The organism is Bradyrhizobium sp. NAS96.2, assembly GCF_001908235.1.
Lineage (GTDB): Bacteria > Pseudomonadota > Alphaproteobacteria > Rhizobiales > Xanthobacteraceae > Bradyrhizobium.
In genome coordinates this window covers 1-18428 of the sequence record NZ_LGHK01000095.1, presented here as the reverse complement: position 1 = coordinate 18428, position 18428 = coordinate 1, and the positions used below count along the sequence as shown (strand labels likewise).

Genomic DNA, 18428 nt, shown 5'->3' with positions numbered 1-18428 from the left:
ATGACCCCACCCGATCCCTCTGATGTACTTCCCGAAGCTGCGGCAGCCGAACGGCTGCGGCAGCACCTCGAGGAAATCGCGCGCGAACGCGATCGCGCGCATCGCGAGCTTCAGGAGCGCGAGGCCGAGCTGGCGCGGATCCAGCGCATTGCGCGGGTCGGCGGGCTCGAGATCGATTTCCGCGACGGCGTGCGCAACCGCCGCTCCCCCGAATATCTGCTGGTCCACGGCCTGCCGCCCGAAGAGATCAACGAGACCTACGAGAACTGGGTCGCGCGCATCCACCCCGACGATCGCGAACGCACGATCAAGCACCTGTTCGAAGTGCTCAAGGCCGGCGGCGAGGATTACACGGCTGAGTACCGCATCATCCGCCCGAACGACGGCGAGAGCCGCTGGATCCGCGTCGTCGCCAAGATCGAGCGCGACCGCAGCGGCCGCGCGCTGCGGCTGGTCGGCGCCGATCTCGACGTCACCGATCAGATGCTGGCGCAGGAAACTTTGCGCGAGAGCGAGGAACGCTTCCGCCTGATCGCCGACAGCGCGCCGGTCCCGATCTGGGTGACCAAGCTCGACCGCACCCGCTCCTTCGCCAACCAGGCCTATCTCGACTTCCTCGGACTGCCGTTCGAGGAAGCGATCGTGTTCGACTGGCGCAAGGCGCTGCATCCTGACGACCTGCCGCAGATCCTGCAGGAGCAGATCACCGGCGAATTATCGCTCAAGCCGTTCGTGCTCGAAGCGCGCTACCGGAACGCCAAGGGCGACTGGCGCTGGCTGCGCTCGGAGTCGCAGCCGCGCTGGGACCCGAACGGCAAGCATATCGGCTTCATCGGCGTCGCCCACGACATCACCGCAGCCAAGGAAGCCGAGATCGAGCTGCGCAAGCTCAACGAATCGCTGGAGCGGCGCATCCTGGAGCGCACCGCCCAGCTCGAGTCCCGCGAGGCGCAGACCCGCGCGATCCTGGAAACCAGCCATCAATATCAGATGCTGCTCAACCGCGATGGCGGCCTGCTCTACACCAACCAGACCGCGCTGGCCGGCATCCGCGCCGAGGCCACTGACGTCGTCGGCAAGCCGTTCTGGGACACGCCATGGTTCACTGCGACCGACGGCGTGCCGCGCGTGATCCAGAATGCTTTCGCGACCGCGATGCGCGGCGAAGAGGTCAAGATCGAGTTGCAATTGCAGCTGCCGATCGGCGAGCGCTATTTCGATTTCGCGATGCGGCCGCTGCAGGACCAGCACGGCACGATCGTCGGCGCCGTGCCCGAGGCCGTCGACATCACCGAACGGCGCCGGGGCGAGGAAGCCCTGCGGCAATCGCAGAAGATGGAAGCGGTCGGCCAGCTCACCGGCGGCGTCGCGCACGACTTCAACAACCTGCTCACCATCATCCGCTCGGCGACCGACTTCCTGCGCCGCCGCGAGCTGCCGGACGAGCGGCGCCGCCGCTACATCGACGCGATCGCCGAGACCGTGGAGCGCGCCTCCAAGCTGACCGCGCAGCTGTTGGCGTTCGCGCGCAGGCAACCGCTCAATCCCGAAGTGTTCAATGTCGGGACCCAGGTCGATAGCGTGACGCAGCTGATCCGCCCGCTGGTCGGCGCACGGATCCACATCGAGGTCAGGATCGAGGATCCCGACTGTTTTGCCATCGCCGATATCGGCCAGTTCGAGACCGCGATGATCAATCTTGCGGTCAACGGCCGCGATGCCATGAACGGCGAAGGCCAGCTGACGATCGGCGTCAGGAAGGTCAAGCACATCCCTGCCCTGCGCGCGCAGGCCTCGCGCAGCGGCGATTTCGTCACAGTCTCGATCCAGGATACCGGCACCGGCATCTCGCCGGAAAATCTCGACGCGATCTTCGAACCGTTCTTCACGACCAAGGAGGTCGGCAAGGGAACAGGCCTCGGGCTGAGCCAGGCCTTCGGCTTCGTCAAGCAATCCGACGGCGACATCGAGGTCACCTCTACGCCGGGGCAAGGCGCGACCTTTACGATCTATCTGCCGCAGGCGATGCGCCCGATCGACGCCAAGGTCGCGACCAGCGCGGGCACCGAGCAGGCCTCGATCGGCCGTGGCTATCGCGTCCTCGTGGTGGAGGACAACGACGATGTCGGCCAGTTTTCCACCGAGCTGCTCGAGGATCTCGGCTATTCGGTCAAGCGCGCTGCGAATGCCAACGCCGCGCTGTCGATCCTCACCGAGAACGAGTTCGCCGCCGACCTCGTGTTCTCCGACGTGATCATGCCCGGGATGAACGGCGTCGAGCTCGCCGGCGTCATCCGCGATCGCTTTCCCGGCCTGCCGGTGGTGCTGACCAGTGGCTACAGCAACGTGCTCGCCGAGAACGCGCATAGCGGCTTCGAACTGATCCAGAAGCCCTATTCGGTCGAGGCGCTGTCGCGCACGCTCCGCAAGGCGATCGCCGAGCAGCGCGCTACCGCCTCCAAGCCCTGACCTAACGTCCAGCGCGCGCTACTCGATCACCACATGCGCGACGCCGAGCTGCAGGATGCCGAGCGCGCGGGCCGCGGTGGTCGAGACATCGATGATCCGCCCGCGAATGAACGGGCCGCGGTCGTTGACGCGGCAACGGATCGACTTCCCGTGATAGGACACGGTGATCATGCTGCCGAACGGCCGCCTGCGATGCGCGCAGGTCATCTCGCCGCTCCTGCCGATGCCATGGTAATAGGACGCAAGCCCACTCTCTGCGTTCGCCATGCACGAGGTAAACAGCAGCATGGCCGCGGACGTTATTGCGGTCTTCATTGATTGCCTGCCGGTCGAGCCCCGCAAGGGAACGCGGTTCCACGGGTTCGGTTCCGCGTCTGGCGCGTCGGCCGGTCGATTTTTAGGAACTTTTTTGCCGAGGACCTGCGCCGAGCAGCGCGCTCAGGCCGCGTCCTCGACCCCTTCGGCCGCGAGCAGCGTCCGGACGTCCTGCGCGGGAACCGGCTTGCTGAACAGATAACCCTGCATCTGCGTGCAGCCGAGCATCTGCACGGTGTCGCGCTGCTGATCGGTCTCGACGCCCTCGGCGGTGGTGATCATGTTGCGGTCGGCGGCGATCGAGACCACCGCGCGGATGATCGAGGCCGAGCCCGAGTTGCGGGTGACTTCCTTGACGAAGCTGCGGTCGATCTTGATCTTGTCGAACGGGAAGCGCTGCAGATATTGCAGCGACGAGTAGCCGGTGCCGAAATCGTCGAGCGCGATGTGGACGCCGAGCGCGCGAAGCTGGCCGAGCGTGACCAGCGCCGCATCGTCATCGGCGATCAGCACCGCCTCGGTGATCTCGAGCTCAAGCCGGCGCGGATCGAGCCCGCTCTCGGCAAGCGCGCTCGCAACCTTGAGCGCCAGCGTCTCCGACTTGAACTGGATCGGCGACACGTTGACCGCGAGGCGCACATGCGCCGGCCAGGCTGCCGCCTCGATGCAGGCGGTGCGCAACACCCACTGCCCGATCTCCTCGATCAGCCCGGTCTCCTCGGCAAGCGGTATGAACTCCGCCGGCGAGATCATGCCGCGCACCGGATGGCGCCAGCGCAGCAGCGCCTCGCACCCGGTCACCTCGTCGCTGCGCAGGTCGACCAACGGCTGGTAGTGCAGTTCGAAGCCGCCCTCGGCAAGCGCGGTGCGCAGATCGGCCTCCAGCGCGCGGCGCAGATTGGCCTGCTTCTCCATCGCCGGGTCGAAGAAGCGATAGGTCCTGCGGCCGGCGGCCTTGGCCGCGTACATGGCGAGGTCGGCGCATTTGAGCAGGCCGAACAGGTCGGAGCCGTGGCGCGGGGCGATCGCAATCCCGATGCTGGCATCGCTCGACAGCCAATGGCCGAGGCAGTCGAACGGCGTGCGCAGCGACTGATAGACGCGCGCCACCAGATCGCTGACGTCGTCGTCCGAGGCGATGTCATGCTGGACGATCGCGAACTCATCGCCGCCGAGGCGTGCGATGAAGTCGTTCAATCCGACCGACTGGCGCAGCTTCTCGGCCACGCGCCTGAGGAATTCATCGCCGATCAGATGGCCCAACGTGTCGTTGATCCGCTTGAACTCGTCAATGTCGATGTAGTGGATCGCGAACTCGCGCACGGTGGTCTCGCGCAACAACGCTTCTGCGTGGCGCTGGAACAGCGTCCGGTTCGGCAGATTGGTCAGGGCATCGTAATGCGCGAGATACTCGATCCGCGCCTGCGCCCGCCGCCCATCGGTGACATCCTCGAGCGTGGTGGCCCAGCCGCCGTCCGGCGCCCGCTTGTAGATCAGACGGATGCTGCGGCCGTCAGGCGTCATAATCACGGAGTCCCGGATCTCGTCACCCCTGGGATTGGTGAAGCGGGCGCAATATTCATCGACGTCGCCGACGAATGAACCGATCGCCTGGCGATGCACGATCAGGTCGCGCAGATGGCAGCCGGGCCTCACGATATCGGGCGATAAGTCGAACATGTCGATGTATTGCTGGTTGCAGATCACGAGTCGCGCCGAGGCATCGAACAGCAGCAGCCCCTGCGTCATGGTGTTGATCGCGGTGTCGAGGTGCTGGCTCTTCTCGGACAGCCGCCGCTGCGCCGCATCGTGCTGCCGCTGCAACTGACGGACGATCAGGAAGATCGTCATGACGACAATCAGCACCGCAAGCACCGCGGCGCAGAACTGCAGCTTGGTCTGGGCGCGCCAGTCCTCCAGCGCGCTGGAGGTCCTGGTGGTGGCAAGGATCATGATCGGAAAGTGCGATAGCGACCGCACCGCGCCGACATTCTCCTCGCCGGAGCCGCCGACGAACCGGCCCGACGTGTTGCCGCCGAGGCCGATGACCTTCCGGAACAGCGGCTGGTCGCTGATGTTGCGGCCGACCACGCCGGCATCCTGCGGATAGCGCGCGATGATGGTGCCGTCGCGATGGATCATCGAGATCACGGTGTCGCCGTTCAGCGCCAGCGAGGCCACGAAATCCTCGAAATGGCTGGGCTCGACGCCGCGGCTCGCGAAGCCGATGATCTCGCCGTTGCGCCCGGTGATCTTGCGCGCAAAGATCGTGGTCCAGTTGCCGGTCACCTTGCTCATCGCTGGTTCGACGATCACCGGCGACGTCGGCCGCCCCGAGGTGAACTCCTGGAAATAACGCCGGTCCGCAATGCTGATATCGGGCACCGGCCACATCTCGGACGAGTTGATCAGCCATCCCTTGGCATTGAACAGATTGAGCCCGCCGACATGCGGCAGCGCCGCCAGCCGCGTGCGCAGCATCTCGTGCGCGCTCAGGAGCGACATGTTCTTTTCGAACTGATCCGCGGTCTCGACCTGCTCCGACCGCAGATAATTCAAGACGTCGTCATGGACGTGCTGGAGATCGCTGAGCTGCTGGTCGAAATGCCGCGACAGCAGCAGCGCGGTGTTGTTCAGCTCGCGTTCGGACGTCTCCAGCGTGCGCTCGCGAAACTGCAGCGCGAGATAGCCGGTGCCAAGCGCGATCGCGAGCACCAGCAACGCGGCACTCAGGACGAGCCACTGAATGGCGCCGAACCTGACGGCGCGCAACACATCCTTGATCGACAGCCGCCGGCATTCCGGCATCATGCTGTTCGTTGAGACAACCGACATTTTCCTGCCCCTGCGCGTGCCCTTCTACGGGAACACAACCCAAGGGGTCGTTAGGAAAATCAGTTATCGGACGGTTAAGGCGAATACGGAGATGAACGCGATCGGCGCGAAGATCGTCAGGAGACGGCCGCTCCAGCCGGCGACGCCGTCGTCTCCTTCAGGCTGCATTCGATCAACGCGCCCTCGATGGTGAATTTCGAGAATGGTGAGGACGGCGTCACGACCTTGAGCGCAGCAAAGAATTGCGAGTCGCCCGGGCTCTTCAGAAGAAACCGGATGTGGTTGGCCGACAGCGTATCACGCGACAGCCAGACGACGCCGGAGAACAGCGCCACAAGCATCTGGGCGTAATTGCTGATATCGGTGAGTCCGAGATCGTAGATCGGAGACACATTGACGAAACGCGCGCTGAGAGCCGGCGCCGAATATCGGCTCATCAAAAGACGCCTGACCTGGCAGACCGAATGGACCCGTTCGCCGTCGGTCAGGTGATACAGCCCCTGATTGTCGCCTTCTCTGGCTATCAGCGCTTCAAAGGCGCTGATGCCGCCGAAAGCGGCAAAGTCTTCTCCGACGCCTTCAGCGTCCTTCTTCCATTGTGCCTTGATCTGACGCCAGGACCGCTCAGGATCCTTGAGTGGCAAAAGCCGCATGGTTAAGGGGCTGTTAGCACGGAGGGGAGTCTTCGTGGGATAATATGTCGCAGGCATTAAGCCTTTGCTTACAGCGGTAGCCGGTTGCGCCGACGTCTCGGCTGCCCCGGCCACCCCTTGGCGCTGCGTAGCCCGGATGAAGCGCAGCGTAATCCGGGGGAGCCGTATCAGCGGTTGGCGCGCTCCCGGATTTCGCTGCGCTTCATCCGGGCTACAAGAACTTCGACCCCCGATGCGCGCGACCGCAACTCACGATTTGCAGCAAGCCGAGGCCGCGGGCGGCGCGGCCTGCGGCCGCGGGGCGCAACACGCGCTCTGCTTGCCCTCCTGCTTCTCGTGCGCGACACGCGCGGTCCGCTCGCCGGTGCCGTCGCCATATCGCGAAGTTGACGCGGGGATCGTCGAGCATCCATTTGGCATAATCGGATTTCACGACCGAAGGCTCAGCCCCGAACAGCGCCGAGTAGAAACCGACCGATTGCGGGATGTCCTTGACGGCGACGTGAACATGCATGCGCTTCATGGGGCAGTCCGTTCGGGGGGCGAGGCTGGATGGACATACCATCCCAGGCGCGCTCAGATATCAACATTGTTGCAACGAGAGTTCTCCTGCGGAATGGATACGCTGACGCTGTTCGGATTGTTCGCCGTGACCATGATGCTCGTCTGCTATGCGGCCGAGGATCGCAGTCCCTGGTTCATCCTGGCCTTCGCCGTCTCCTGCGCGCTCGGCTCAGCCTACGGCTTCCTGCAGGGCGCCTGGCCGTTCGGCCTGGTTGAGGCGATCTGGGCCGTCGTCGCGGCGCGCCGCTGGCTGATGCGCCGAGGCGCAGAGAGCGTGTAACGTTATAGTATCCACGGCCAATCTGTCGCGGCGCCGAACTTGAATGCGCGCGCTTGCGGCGCTAAGTAGGCCGCATGGCCGCTTCGCGCACCATGATTCAGTCTTCCGCTCATGCAACGAGGCCGCGCCGCTGGCGCAGCCTGCTTGCGGGACTGATCTCGCTTGCGCTGGTGCTGTCGTTCTTCCACGGCTGGACCTCCGACCGCGATGACGATGCAGCTCCCGTCGCCTCGATCGCACAGTCGATCAACGACACCGGCGGCAAGGCTCCAGCGCATCCGGCCTCACTGCATGGCGATCATTGCCTGACGCACGTCGCCTCGGTGGCTCCGCAGGAAACGGCGTTCCCCATCGCCTATGCGCCGCATAGCTATGGCGACAGCCGCATCGAGCTGCCGGCGTCGGCCGATCGCCTCTCTCCGTTCAAACCACCCCGCGCCTGATCCGGTCGGCATGACGGGCCGTGCGCCGCTGCTATCAGGCCGCGCGCACGCTTCCGCACAGATCGAGGTCGCGACAGCGCAGGGCCATCGGCATGCGCTGCGGAGAGGCGCATATGAAACGGGTTGTTCTATTTTTCGCCGGCGTGGTCGCCGGCATCACGCTGGTCTTTCTGGCGGCCGGGTGGATCGGCTGGCCGGTCAAGTTCCCGGCCACGACGCAGGAAACTGCGACCGCTAGTCCGGAGAAAGCCGAGGCCAAGCATGAGGCCCCCGGACATGTCGAGTTGAGCGAAGATCAGATTCGCGAGGCCGGCATCACGCTCACGCGGGCCGGCGGCGGCATGCTGAAACGGCACTTCCTCGCGCCGGGATCGCTGATCCCCGACGCTGACCATATCGGCCGCGTCTCAGTGCGCGTGCTCGCGACCGTCACGGAACTGCGCAAGCGCCTCGGCGACGTCGTCGAGAGGGGCGAGATCGTCGCGGCGATCGAAAGCCGCGAGGTCGCCGACGCCAAGAGCGAATACCTCGCAGCACGGCTCACCAACGATCTGCAGCAGACCCTCTACGCACGGCAAAAGACGCTGGTCGAGACCCGCATCGTGTCGGAAAACGAGTTCCTGCGCACGCGGCTGACCGCGAACGACGCGCAGATCAAGCTCGACGGCGCGCGGCAGAAACTGTTTGCGCTGGGCCTGTCGGAAAGCGAGATCGCCGATCTGCCCAACCAGCCCCCCGAAAGCCTGCGGACCCAGTTCCTGCGTGCGCCGATCAGCGGCCGGGTCTCCGAGCGCCGCGTCGATCTCGGCGGATTGATCGGGCGCGAGGGCCAGGAAAGCGAGCTCTACGTCATCGTCAATCTCGACGACATCTGGGTTGATCTCGCGGTTTCACCCGAGGACATCAACGCGGTCCGCGAAGGCGTTTCGGTGAAGATCCGCGCCATCGGCACCGAGGATGAAGCCAGCGCCGGCGTGATCTTCGTCAGCCCCCTGCTCGACCGCGAGACCCGCAACGCCCGGGTGATCGCCACCCTGCCCAACCGGGATCACCGCTGGAAGCCGGGCACCTTCGTGACCGCGGAGGTGCCGCTGTCAGGCGCGCCGTCGACCGTCATTGTGTCGAAAAAGGCGCTTCAAACCATCAAGGGGACGCCAACCGTGTTCGTGCGCGATGCCGACGGCTTCGAGGCGAGGTCCGTGCGGACCGGCCGCGAGGACGACGACGATATCGAGATTATTTCGGGTCTCGCCGCCGGCGAGACCATCGCGGTGCAGAACACCTTCACGCTGAAGGCGGAGGTCGAAAAGGACGAGGCGGAGCACGGCCATGATTGAGCGCATCATCGGTCTTGCGATCCAGCGGCGCTGGGTCGTCGTCACACTGGCGGCGATCCTGATGTTCCTCGGCGGCCTCGCGTTGACGAAGCTGCCGATCGACGCGGTGCCCGACATCACCAACAAGCAGGTGCAGATCAACACCGTGGCCCCGGCGCTGTCGCCGGCTGAGATCGAGAAGCAGATCACCTTCCCAATCGAAACAGCACTCGCCGGCGCGCCGGGGCTGGAGAGCACGCGCTCGCTCTCCCGCAACGGCTTCTCGCAGATCACGGCGGCGTTCAGCGAAGCCACCGACATCTATTTCGCCCGCCAGCAGGTCGGCGAGCGCTTGACCGAAGTGCGCGCGCGCCTGCCGCAGGGCATCGAGCCGCGGATCGGCCCGACCTCGACCGGTCTTGGCGAAATCTACATGTGGACCGTCCATTACTCCGGCGAGAAGGCGCAGACTGACGGATCGCCGGGCCTGCAAAGCGACGGCCGCTTCCTTACGGCGGACGGCCAAATGCTGCAAAGCGAGGTCGAGAAGGACGCCTATCTGCGCGCGGTGCAGGACTGGATCATCAGGCCGCAGATCAAGATGGTGCCGGGTGTCGCCGGCGTCGATTCGATCGGCGGCTACCTCAAGCAATACCAGGTGCATCCCGATGCGGCGAAGCTGATTGCGCTCGGCCTCACCTTTGCCGATGTCGCCAAGGCGATCGAAACCAACAATGTCAGCCGCGGTGCGCGCTACATCGAGCGCAACGGCGAAGGCTTCGTGGTCCGCTCCGGCGGTCGCCTGGAGAACATCGAGGAGCTCGGCGCGGTCGTCGTCACCACCCGTGGCGGCGTCCCGGTCCGGATCCGCGATCTCGCGACGCTTTCGATCGGCGGCGAGACGCGCACTGGTAGCGCCAGCGAGAACGGCCGCGAGGTCGTGGTCGGCACGGCGCTGATGCTGATCGGCGCCAACAGCCGCACCGTGTCGGCCGCGGTCGATGCCAAGCTGCGCGCGATCACGCCGTCCCTGCCGGCCGGCGTCAAGGTCGAGACGGTGCTGGATCGCACCCAGCTGGTCGATGCGGCGATCGGCACCGTCGCGCGCAACCTCGGCGAAGGCGCGCTGCTCGTGATCGCGGTGCTGTTCGTGCTGCTCGGCAATTTCCGGGCGGCGCTGATCACCGCGCTGGTGATCCCGATCGCGATGCTGATGACCGCCATCGGCATGTGGCAAGGGCGCATCAGCGCGAATCTGATGAGCCTCGGCGCGCTGGATTTCGGCCTGATCGTCGACGGCGCGGTCATCATCACCGAGAACAGCCTGCGTCATCTCGCCGAGAAACAGCACGCGCTCGGCCGCGTGTTGACGCGCGACGAACGGCTGGCGACGGTACGCGCCTCCGCTGTCGAGATGGTGCAGCCGAGCCTTTACGGTCAGGCCATCATCCTGCTGGTCTATGTCCCGCTGCTCACCTTCACCGGCGTCGAAGGCAAGATGTTCGAGCCGATGGCGCTCACCGTGATCCTCGCGCTCGCGGCCGCCTTCGTGCTGTCATTGACGCTGGTCCCTGCGCTGATCGCGATCGGAATCACCGGTCGGGTCCAGGAAAAGGAGAACTGGCTCGTTGCCGCGTTGAAGCGCTGGTACAGCCCGCTGCTGCGGCGCGCGGTGGCAACGCCCGTTCCCGTCATCGCGGTTGCAGTCGTGCTGTTCGCAACTGCGCTGTTCGGGTTCTTCCGCCTCGGCCAGGAGTTCATCCCCTCGCTCGACGAGAAGAACATCGCCATGCACGCGCTCAGGATTCCGAGCACGGCGCTGTCGCAGTCGCAGGCGATGCAGCTGTCGGTCGAGAAGGCGGTCAGCCGCTTCCCGCAAGTGTCGTTCGTCTTCTCCAAGACCGGCACCGCGGAGGTCGCGAGCGACCCGATGCCGCCGAACGCGTCCGACACCTTCATCATCCTCAAGCCCCGCGCGCAGTGGCCGGATCCATCATTGACCAAGGAGCAGCTGATCGAGGACATCTCGAAGGCGGTCGGCCGGCTGCCCGGCAACGTCTATGAATTCACCCAGCCGATCCAGATGCGTTTCAACGAACTGCTCGCCGGCGTTCGCGGCGACATCGCGGTCAAGGTGTTCGGCGACGAGTTCGAACCGATGCAGAAGGCCGCCAACCAGATCGCAGCCGTGCTGCGCGGCGTGCGCGGTGCGACCGACGTCAAGGTCGAGCAGGCCGGCGGCCTGCCCGTGCTCGAGATCAAGGTCGACAAGGCGGCGATTGCCCGGCGAGGCCTCAGCGTCGCCGAGGTCCAGGACGTGATCGGTGCCGCGGTCGGCGGCCAGGACGCCGGCGTCGTCTACGAAGGCGATCGCAGCTTCGATATCGTGGTGCGGTTACCGGAGAGCGTGCGCTCCGATCTCGAGGCGTTGAGCAATCTGCCGGTTGCCTTGCCCAAGGCAACGCCGAGTTCGCCGGTGCAGAGCCTGCCGCTCAATCGCGTCGCGCAATTCTCCTTCACCGAAGGGCCGAACCAGATCAGCCGCGAGAACGGCAAGCGCCGCATCGTGGTGACCGCCAATGTCCGCGGCCGCGATCTCGGCTCGGTGGTCGAGGAAGCGCAGGCCAAGGTCGCGCAATCCGTGGCGTTGCCGCCCGGCTACTGGATGACCTGGGGCGGCCAGTCCGAGAATCTCGCCGCGGCGCGCCAGCGGCTTGCCGTCGTGGTGCCGGCCTGTTTTGCGATGATCTTCCTGTTGCTGCTGGCGGCGATGGGCTCAGCGCGCGATGCGCTGCTGGTGTTCAGCGCGGTGCCGCTGGCGCTCACCGGCGGCATCGCGGCGCTGTGGTTGCGCGGCATGCCGTTCTCGATCTCGGCGGCAGTCGGCTTCATCGCGCTGTCGGGCGTTGCGGTGCTGAACGGGCTCGTGATGCTGAGCTTCGTCAGGCAATTGCGCGAGCAAGGCGTGCCGATGCGGGAGGCCATCGAGCAAGGCGCCCTCACCCGCTTCCGGCCCGTGGTGATGACCGCGCTGGTTGCCTCGCTCGGTTTCGTGCCGATGGCATTCGCTACCGGCACCGGCGCCGAGGTGCAGAAGCCACTCGCCACCGTCGTGATCGGCGGCCTGATCAGCGCGACCCTGCTGACGCTTGCCGTGCTGCCCGCACTCTACGCACGGTACGGGCACGCCGGCAGCGCTGCGCGCAATGAGAGAACCGCGATTCAGCCTGCGGAATGACCGCGCGCTGGCCGGCGGTCCGCGGAAAAAAACGGCAGTTACAGCGCCGAACCAGCGCTGTAACATTTCTGTCATATGGCAAAACTAAACGAAGGCAGCGGCGGGCTGCCGCGGGCTTCATCAGGGGGAATAACAAAATGCGCCGTGCCATTACATTGTTGTCCGCGAGCATGATCGCGCTTTCAGCCGGCGCCGCCTCCGCGCAAAATGCTAAACCCCGCAACCTGATCCTGTTCGTCCCCGACGGCCTGCGCGGCGGCATCGTGACGCCGGAGACGGCGCCTGCGATGGCCGAGATCCGCGACAAGGGCGTCCACTTCAAGAACTCGCACTCGCTGTTCCCGACGTTCACGATGGCGAACAGCTCGGCGCTGTCGACCGGCCACTATCTCGGCGACACCGGCACGTTCTCGAACACGATCTTTACCGGTTACACCTCGGCGCCGGCCGGCGACACCGTGGTGCCGTTCATCGAGAACGACGCCGTGCTCGCCGACATCGACGATCACTTCAATGGCGACTACCTCAACGAGGAGACGCTGCTGAAGATGGCCCGCGGCCAGGGTTTTAGCACCGCCGCCATCGGCAAGGTCGGCCCCACCCTGCTGTTCGACCACACCGATCGCGGCAAGAACACGATCGTGGTCGACGATTCCACCGGCGGCAAGACCGGCGTGCCGCTCTCCGACGAGATGAAGGAGGCACTGACCAAGGCCGGCCTGCCGCTCGCGACGCCGAGCCGCGGCGACAATGCCAAGGCGGGCGACGCCAAGACGCCGGGCACCACGGTCGCCAACGTCGCGCAGCAGGCCTACATGGCCGACGTCGCCACCAAGGTCGTGCTGCCGATGTTCAAGGCGCGCAACAAGCCGTTCGTGCTGGTGTTCTGGTCGCGCGACCCGGATGGCAGCCAGCACAACACCGGCGACAGCCTCAACACCATCACGCCCGGCATCAACGGCCTGACCTCGATGGCCGGCATCAAGAATGCCGACAACAACCTCGCCCAGCTCCGCAAGGCGCTCGACGAGCTCGGGCTGTCCGCCACCACCAACATCATGGTCTCCTCCGACCACGGCTTCTCGACGATCTCGAAGGAGAGCAAGACCAGCCCCTCGGCCAAGATCGCCTACGACGACACGCCGAAGGATTTCCTGCCGATGGGCTTTCTGGCGATCGATCTCGCCAAGGCGCTGGACCTGCCGCTGTTCGATCCGAACGACAAGAACGCCAAGGTCGCCGACAACGCCCATCCGAAGGCCGGCAACGGCGTGCTCGGCCAGGACCCGGCCAAGCCTGACGTCGTGGTCGCGACCAATGGCGGCTCGGACCTGATCTACCTGCCGAACCGCGACAAGAAGCTCGCCGACCGCGTGATCAAGGCGCTGCTCGAGCAGGACTATGTCAGCGGCCTTTTCGTCGACGACAAGCTCGGCACCTTCCCCGGCACTCTGCCGATGTCGAACCTCAATCTGAAGGGCAAGGCGGTGACGCCGAACCCGTCGATCGTGGTCAACTTCCGCTCCTGGTCGAGCGGCTGCGAGATCCCGACCAACTGTTCAGTGCAGATCGCCGACACCGTGCTGCGCCAGGGCCAGGGCATGCACGGCAGCTTCAGCCGCGGCGACACCTACAACTTCACCGCGGCGATCGGCCCCGACTTCAAGGCCGGCTATGTCGACCCGCTGCCGGTCAGCAACGCCGATGTCGGCATGACTGCGGCGCAGCTGCTCGGCCTGCGCGCGCCGAACAATGGCGGGTTGATCGGCCGGGTGATGTCGGAAGCGCTGCCGAACGGCATCGTGCCGAAGATGGCCGAGGGTACCCTTGTGTCGAAGAAGCCGTCCGCCAACGGCCTGCGCACCGTGCTCAAATTCCAGCGCGTGCTCTCGACCCGCTATTTCGACGTCGCCGGGTTCCCAGGCCGCACGCTCGGGCTCGAGGAGACCGACGGCAAACAGAAAACGGCGGGGAAGTGATCCCCGCCGCTCTCGCCTGAAGCCTTCTCGTTCGGGATGATGCACGCATCATCCCGGATGAAGGTCACATCATTCCGATGTCGAACACATTGGGCAGTTGGGTCGCGAGCGGCAGCGCGGCCGCGCCGACCAGCGTCGCCACCATTGCCGCCAGCGCACGCCCGGTGCGGCGCTGACCGCGCATCCGGCCCGCGATCCACTCCAGAACCTTGGTGTCGATCTTCGTTCCCTGGGTCGGTGCCCAGCGATCGATTTCGGTGTCCGCCGACAGCGCCACCGTGCGCGGCGGCACCGGCAGGCCGGACTCGGACGCGGCGTGATGGGCGATCGCCTTGGCGAGCAGATCGTCGAACCGGCCGCCATCGCTACGCTCGGCAGCGGCCTCGTTGATCGAAAACAGCGCCTCGATCTCAGCCCGGCTGACCGGCTGATGCTCGACCGCGGCCGCCGTCAGGATGCGCGCGCACCAGGCAGCGTCATCGGCATCAAGTGACCGGGAGAAATGGATACGGCCCTTGGTGGTCGGGCCTTCGCCGGTGATGACGCCGTCGCGCACGATGGTCAGCGCATGGGCGGCGGTCTTGCGGCAGGATGGGGACAACGCACCGCTGAGAGCCTCAGCGGTCTTGGTACTTGGGGTAGACATTGTGGGAGCTTTCAATTCCTATCTCAGGCCAGCTTTTCCATGCGGGCGTAAACGAGTGGTTAATGATTCGGAACTTGGGTTCCGAGATTTTTAGATGGTTGCTATTTGGTCGCTTTAAACGCTGTCACGGTTCAGTCCTATAGCAGCCAGGGCCGGCGTGATGACGGCGATAAGCGGCATTATCTGGGCATTTCCAAGCTTTTGTGCCGCAGCTGATATTTCGTCGCGGAGGTTTGGATCAAAACAAGTTGCTTGGAATTCCACGCTCAAGGAGAAATGTTTCACCTTTTTTCAGAACCCGTTCACTTAAGCCTTTTCCAGTCCTATACTGGAACAGACCGCCTCAAATACAAATTTTGCAGCAACTTCAAAGAGATGAGGTAAAATCATGGCACTTCAGATTGGCGCCGTCGCTCCCGACTTCGAAGCCGAGACCACCGAAGGAAAGATCAAGTTCCACGACTGGATCGGCAGCAGCTGGGTGCTTTTGTTCTCCCATCCCAAGGACTTCACCCCGGTCTGCACCACCGAGCTTGGCGCACTCGCCCGCCTGAAACCCGAATTCGACAAGCGCGGCGTCAAACTGATGGGCCTGTCGGTCGATCCGGTCGACCGCCACGCCAAATGGTCCGAGGACATCAAGGAGACCCAGGGCGCCGCGCCGAACTACCCGATGATCGGCGACACCGACTTCAACGTGTCGAAGCTCTACGACATGCTGCCGGCCTCGACCTCGGGCGATCCCCTCACCCGCACCGCGGCCGACAACCAGACCGTCCGCAACGTGTTCGTGATCGGACCGGACAAGAAGATCAAGCTCGTGATGGTCTATCCGATGACCACCGGCCGGAACTTCCAGGAGATCCTGCGCTCGATCGACTCGCTGCAGATGACCGCCAAGCATCGCGTCGCCACCCCTGCCGACTGGAAGCAGGGCGAGGACGTGATCATCGCGGGCTCGGTCAGCGACGACGAGGCCAAGACGATCTACCCGCAGGGCTGGAAGGCGCCGAAGCCCTATATCCGCATCGTGCCGCAGCCGAAGTAACGGCAGGTACGTAGCGTCCGGGTGACCCGCGCACGGCCCGTTATCGTCTGGTTCCGCGACGATTTGCGGCTGTAGGATCACCCGGCCCTGCATGAGGCGGCCGGCCGCGGCGCGCCCGTGGTTGGCCTCTACGTCCGCGACGAACAAAGCCTTGTGCTTAAACCTCCTGCCGCGCGCCCCCTCGGGGGCGCGACGCGCTGGTGGCTTTCGCAATCGCTGCGCGCGCTCGGCAAGAGTCTCAACGCCATCGGCGGAACGCTGGTGCTACGCACCGGGCCGGCCGCTGCCGTGATTGCCGCCCTGGCGCACGAGATCAATGCGCAGGCCGTGTTCTGGAACACCATCGCGCAGGCGCCGCATCACGCAATTGCCGGAGAGATTGAATCCGCACTCGCAAGTGACGGCATCGGCTCGGAAATCTTCCCCGGCGACCTGCTGGTCGACCCCAAGGCGATCCGCAACAAGGACAACCGGGGCCTGCGTGTGTTCACTCCGTTCTGGCGGCGCGTGCAAGGGCTCGGCGATCCGGCAAAGCCGTTGCCGGCGCCGAAGAAGTTCACATCGATCGGCGGCGTCGCGAGCGAAGCGCTCGACGGCTGGACGCTCGAGCCGACAAGGCCGGATTGGGCCGGCGGCCTGCGCGAGAGCTGGACGCCGGGCGAGGCCGGCGCGCAGGCGCGGCTGAAGGCGTTCCTCGATGAGACCATTCGCGGCTATTCCGACGACCGCGACCGGCCGGACCGCGACGGCACCTCGCGCCTGTCGCCTCGTTCCTGGTCAAGCACCTCCTGATCGACTGGCGTGCGGGCGAACAATGGTTCTGGGACACGCTGGTTGACGCCGATGCCGGCTCCAACCCGGCGAAACTGGCAATGGGTCGCCGGCTCCGGCGCAGACGCCGCGTCTTCAACCCGATCCTGCAGGGCGAGAAATTCGATCCGGACGGCGCCTATGTCCGGCGCTGGGTGCCCGAGCTGGCGCGGCTCTCCAACGATGTGATCCATCAGCCCTGGGCCGCGACGCCGATCGAGCTCGCCAGTGCCGGCATCGAACTCGGCAAGGGCTATCCGAAGCCGATCGTCGATCACAAGCAGGGCCCGAACGCGCGCTTGCGGCTTACGCGAAGATCCGTGGCAAAGACTAAGCGCCGCGATTGACCAGCAGCACCGCGGCGGCGCAGGCCGCCATGCCGGCAATCGCAACATAATCCAGCCGCTCGCCGAACAGGACATAGGCCATCAGCGCGGTCGTTGCCGGCACCAGATAGAACAGGCTCGCGACGGAGGTTGCGGCACGGTGACGGATCAACCAGTACAACAGCCCGATCGAGCCGATCGACAGTGCGAACACCAGCCAGGCGATCGCCAGCACGAACTCGGTGGTCCAGTGCACGACACTGGTCTCGAACAGATAGGCGCCCGTGCCGAAGAAGATCGTCACCGCGACGTACTGCACCAGGTTGCCGGCGCGCCAGTCGATCCGGTTGCAGTAGCGGCGCTGATAGAGCGTGCCGAGCGTGATGCTGATCAGCGAGACGCCGGAGGCAAGCCAGCCCCATCCGGCGTCGCCGGTCATCGGCCGCTCGTGCAGGATCAGGACGACGCCGGCGAGGCCGAGCACCAACCCGCCCCATTGCAGCGGCGTGACACGCTCCCCGAGCCAGCGGTTGGCGATGGTCGAGGTCAGGATCGGTTGCAGCCCCGGGATCAACGCCGACAGGCCTGCGGGAATCGAATGCGCGATCGCGATCGCGGTGCCGCCGAGATAGAAACCGTGCACCAGGATGCCGGCCACCGCGCTGTGGAAGACGCCGGTCCGGTCCGGCCATTTCGGCCGCGCCACCGCGGCGATGACCGCCATCACCGCCACCACGAACGCCATCCGGATCGCCAGATAGGTCAGCGGCTCCGCATTGTTGATGACGTATTTGGTGCCGATGAATCCCGTGCTCCACAGCACGACAAAGATCGCCGGCGCCAGACGAGCGGCAGTTTCCTCGAAGCTCTTGTTCATTGCAGGCCGTCATTGCCTGAAGATGCGGCAGCCGGCAATCGCGAATTTTTGTGAGGCTGACGGACCGATGCCACAAGCAAACTGTCGTCCCGCCGAAGGCCGGGACCCATACGCCGCAGCAAGTGTTGTGAACGGGACTCGTCATTCCACCATCGCGTAACAATTTCCGTTTGGGGTTATGGGTCCCGGCCTTCGCCGGGACGACATGGAATGTATGAGGTGGCTTGCCAGTCATACACCCGCATTCTCGCGACATGATTTGTCCGAGCTTTGCATTTCGTTCCGCCCTCTTCAACAGAGGGCGCAGGGAAAGCCGGGTGCCGATCGCACCCATGGGCCCCGAGCAAAAGGTAGAAAGCTCGGGGGTAGGACCACAGGTGTAACCGGAAACGACCCGGCTTTCCCTGCGCGATGGGCTACGGCTTACTTCGTGCTCTCCCCGGCGAGACTGGGCTTTGTTGTCACCGTCGTCGCGCAGATGCTTCGCATCTCGCGGGAGACACCTACCACTAGGGCGTCAGGACCACACGACTTCACCGTCCGCCTCATGCGCACTCGTCAGTTGCGCAATCGGCGTCCACCGCATCTCGACCCACGTTCGTGACGACCGCGAAGCGCCCCTCGTGTCG

15 protein-coding genes are annotated in these 18428 nt (G+C 65.1%); 9 read left to right on the top strand and 6 right to left on the bottom strand.

Features of this window, described 5'->3' with window-relative positions; genetic code table 11:
• On the top strand, positions 1-2469 hold the full coding sequence (locus tag AC628_RS21270; RefSeq protein ID WP_074128715.1) for a PAS domain-containing hybrid sensor histidine kinase/response regulator: 2469 nt from the start codon (positions 1-3) through the stop codon (positions 2467-2469).
• An 18-nt stretch (positions 2470-2487) separates the two neighbouring features.
• Here AC628_RS21270 and AC628_RS21265 read toward each other — a convergent pair whose 3' ends face one another.
• The 4 genes from AC628_RS21265 to AC628_RS46180 form a co-directional block, all read right to left on the bottom strand.
• Positions 2488-2784, bottom strand: coding sequence for a septal ring lytic transglycosylase RlpA family protein (locus AC628_RS21265; RefSeq protein ID WP_074128714.1), 297 nt, complete (start codon positions 2782-2784; stop codon positions 2488-2490).
• A gap of 123 nt (positions 2785-2907) precedes the next feature.
• The gene (locus tag AC628_RS21260; protein WP_083633059.1) at positions 2908-5619 is read right to left on the bottom strand and encodes a bifunctional diguanylate cyclase/phosphodiesterase; all 2712 of its coding nucleotides are present in this window, start codon (positions 5617-5619) and stop codon (positions 2908-2910) included.
• A 116-nt stretch (positions 5620-5735) separates the two neighbouring features.
• Positions 5736-6329, bottom strand: coding sequence for a hypothetical protein (locus AC628_RS21255; protein WP_143201721.1), 594 nt, complete (start codon positions 6327-6329; stop codon positions 5736-5738).
• A 154-nt stretch (positions 6330-6483) separates the two neighbouring features.
• On the bottom strand, positions 6484-6795 hold the full coding sequence (locus AC628_RS46180) for a VOC family protein (RefSeq protein ID WP_502689755.1): 312 nt from the start codon (positions 6793-6795) through the stop codon (positions 6484-6486).
• 93 nt (positions 6796-6888) lie between these two features.
• On the opposite strand from AC628_RS46180, the gene AC628_RS21245 reads away from it, so the two are divergent.
• The 5 genes from AC628_RS21245 to AC628_RS21225 all read left to right on the top strand — a co-directional run bounded on the left by AC628_RS21245 (position 6889) and on the right by AC628_RS21225 (position 14092).
• Positions 6889-7116: a hypothetical protein gene (locus AC628_RS21245; protein WP_074128712.1), complete on the top strand. Its 228-nt coding sequence runs from the start codon at positions 6889-6891 to the stop codon at positions 7114-7116.
• A gap of 92 nt (positions 7117-7208) precedes the next feature.
• On the top strand, positions 7209-7559 hold the full coding sequence (locus tag AC628_RS21240; RefSeq protein WP_143201720.1) for a hypothetical protein: 351 nt from the start codon (positions 7209-7211) through the stop codon (positions 7557-7559).
• A 113-nt stretch (positions 7560-7672) separates the two neighbouring features.
• On the top strand, positions 7673-8896 hold the full coding sequence (locus AC628_RS21235) for an efflux RND transporter periplasmic adaptor subunit (RefSeq protein ID WP_074128710.1): 1224 nt from the start codon (positions 7673-7675) through the stop codon (positions 8894-8896).
• Positions 8889-12113, top strand: a complete 3225-nt coding sequence (locus tag AC628_RS21230; protein WP_074128709.1) for an efflux RND transporter permease subunit — start codon at positions 8889-8891, stop codon at positions 12111-12113. Before AC628_RS21235 ends, AC628_RS21230 begins: the two co-directional genes overlap by 8 nt.
• A 137-nt stretch (positions 12114-12250) precedes the next feature.
• Complete coding sequence (locus AC628_RS21225; RefSeq protein ID WP_074128708.1) at positions 12251-14092, top strand: alkaline phosphatase family protein; 1842 nt, start codon at positions 12251-12253, stop codon at positions 14090-14092.
• A gap of 64 nt (positions 14093-14156) precedes the next feature.
• Here AC628_RS21225 and AC628_RS21220 read toward each other — a convergent pair whose 3' ends face one another.
• Positions 14157-14738: a hypothetical protein gene (locus AC628_RS21220; RefSeq protein WP_074128707.1), complete on the bottom strand. Its 582-nt coding sequence runs from the start codon at positions 14736-14738 to the stop codon at positions 14157-14159.
• Between the two features lie 388 nt (positions 14739-15126).
• Here AC628_RS21220 and AC628_RS21215 point away from each other — a divergent pair, with 388 nt between their 5' ends.
• The 3 genes from AC628_RS21215 to AC628_RS45405 all read left to right on the top strand — a co-directional run bounded on the left by AC628_RS21215 (position 15127) and on the right by AC628_RS45405 (position 16943).
• On the top strand, positions 15127-15786 hold the full coding sequence (locus AC628_RS21215; protein WP_074128706.1) for a peroxiredoxin: 660 nt from the start codon (positions 15127-15129) through the stop codon (positions 15784-15786).
• 117 nt (positions 15787-15903) lie between these two features.
• Positions 15904-16578 carry a deoxyribodipyrimidine photo-lyase gene (locus AC628_RS45410; protein WP_245321258.1) on the top strand — a complete coding sequence of 225 codons (675 nt, stop codon included), beginning with the start codon at positions 15904-15906 and terminating at the stop codon, positions 16576-16578.
• On the top strand, positions 16560-16943 hold the full coding sequence (locus AC628_RS45405; protein ID WP_349510126.1) for an FAD-binding domain-containing protein: 384 nt from the start codon (positions 16560-16562) through the stop codon (positions 16941-16943). The genes AC628_RS45410 and AC628_RS45405 overlap by 19 nt, the downstream gene beginning before the upstream one ends.
• Here the strand turns inward: AC628_RS45405 and AC628_RS21205 are convergent.
• On the bottom strand, positions 16927-17799 hold the full coding sequence (locus AC628_RS21205) for a DMT family transporter (RefSeq protein ID WP_074128705.1): 873 nt from the start codon (positions 17797-17799) through the stop codon (positions 16927-16929). The two genes, AC628_RS45405 and AC628_RS21205, sit on opposite strands and share 17 nt — an antisense overlap.
• Positions 17800-18428 lie beyond the last annotated feature (629 nt).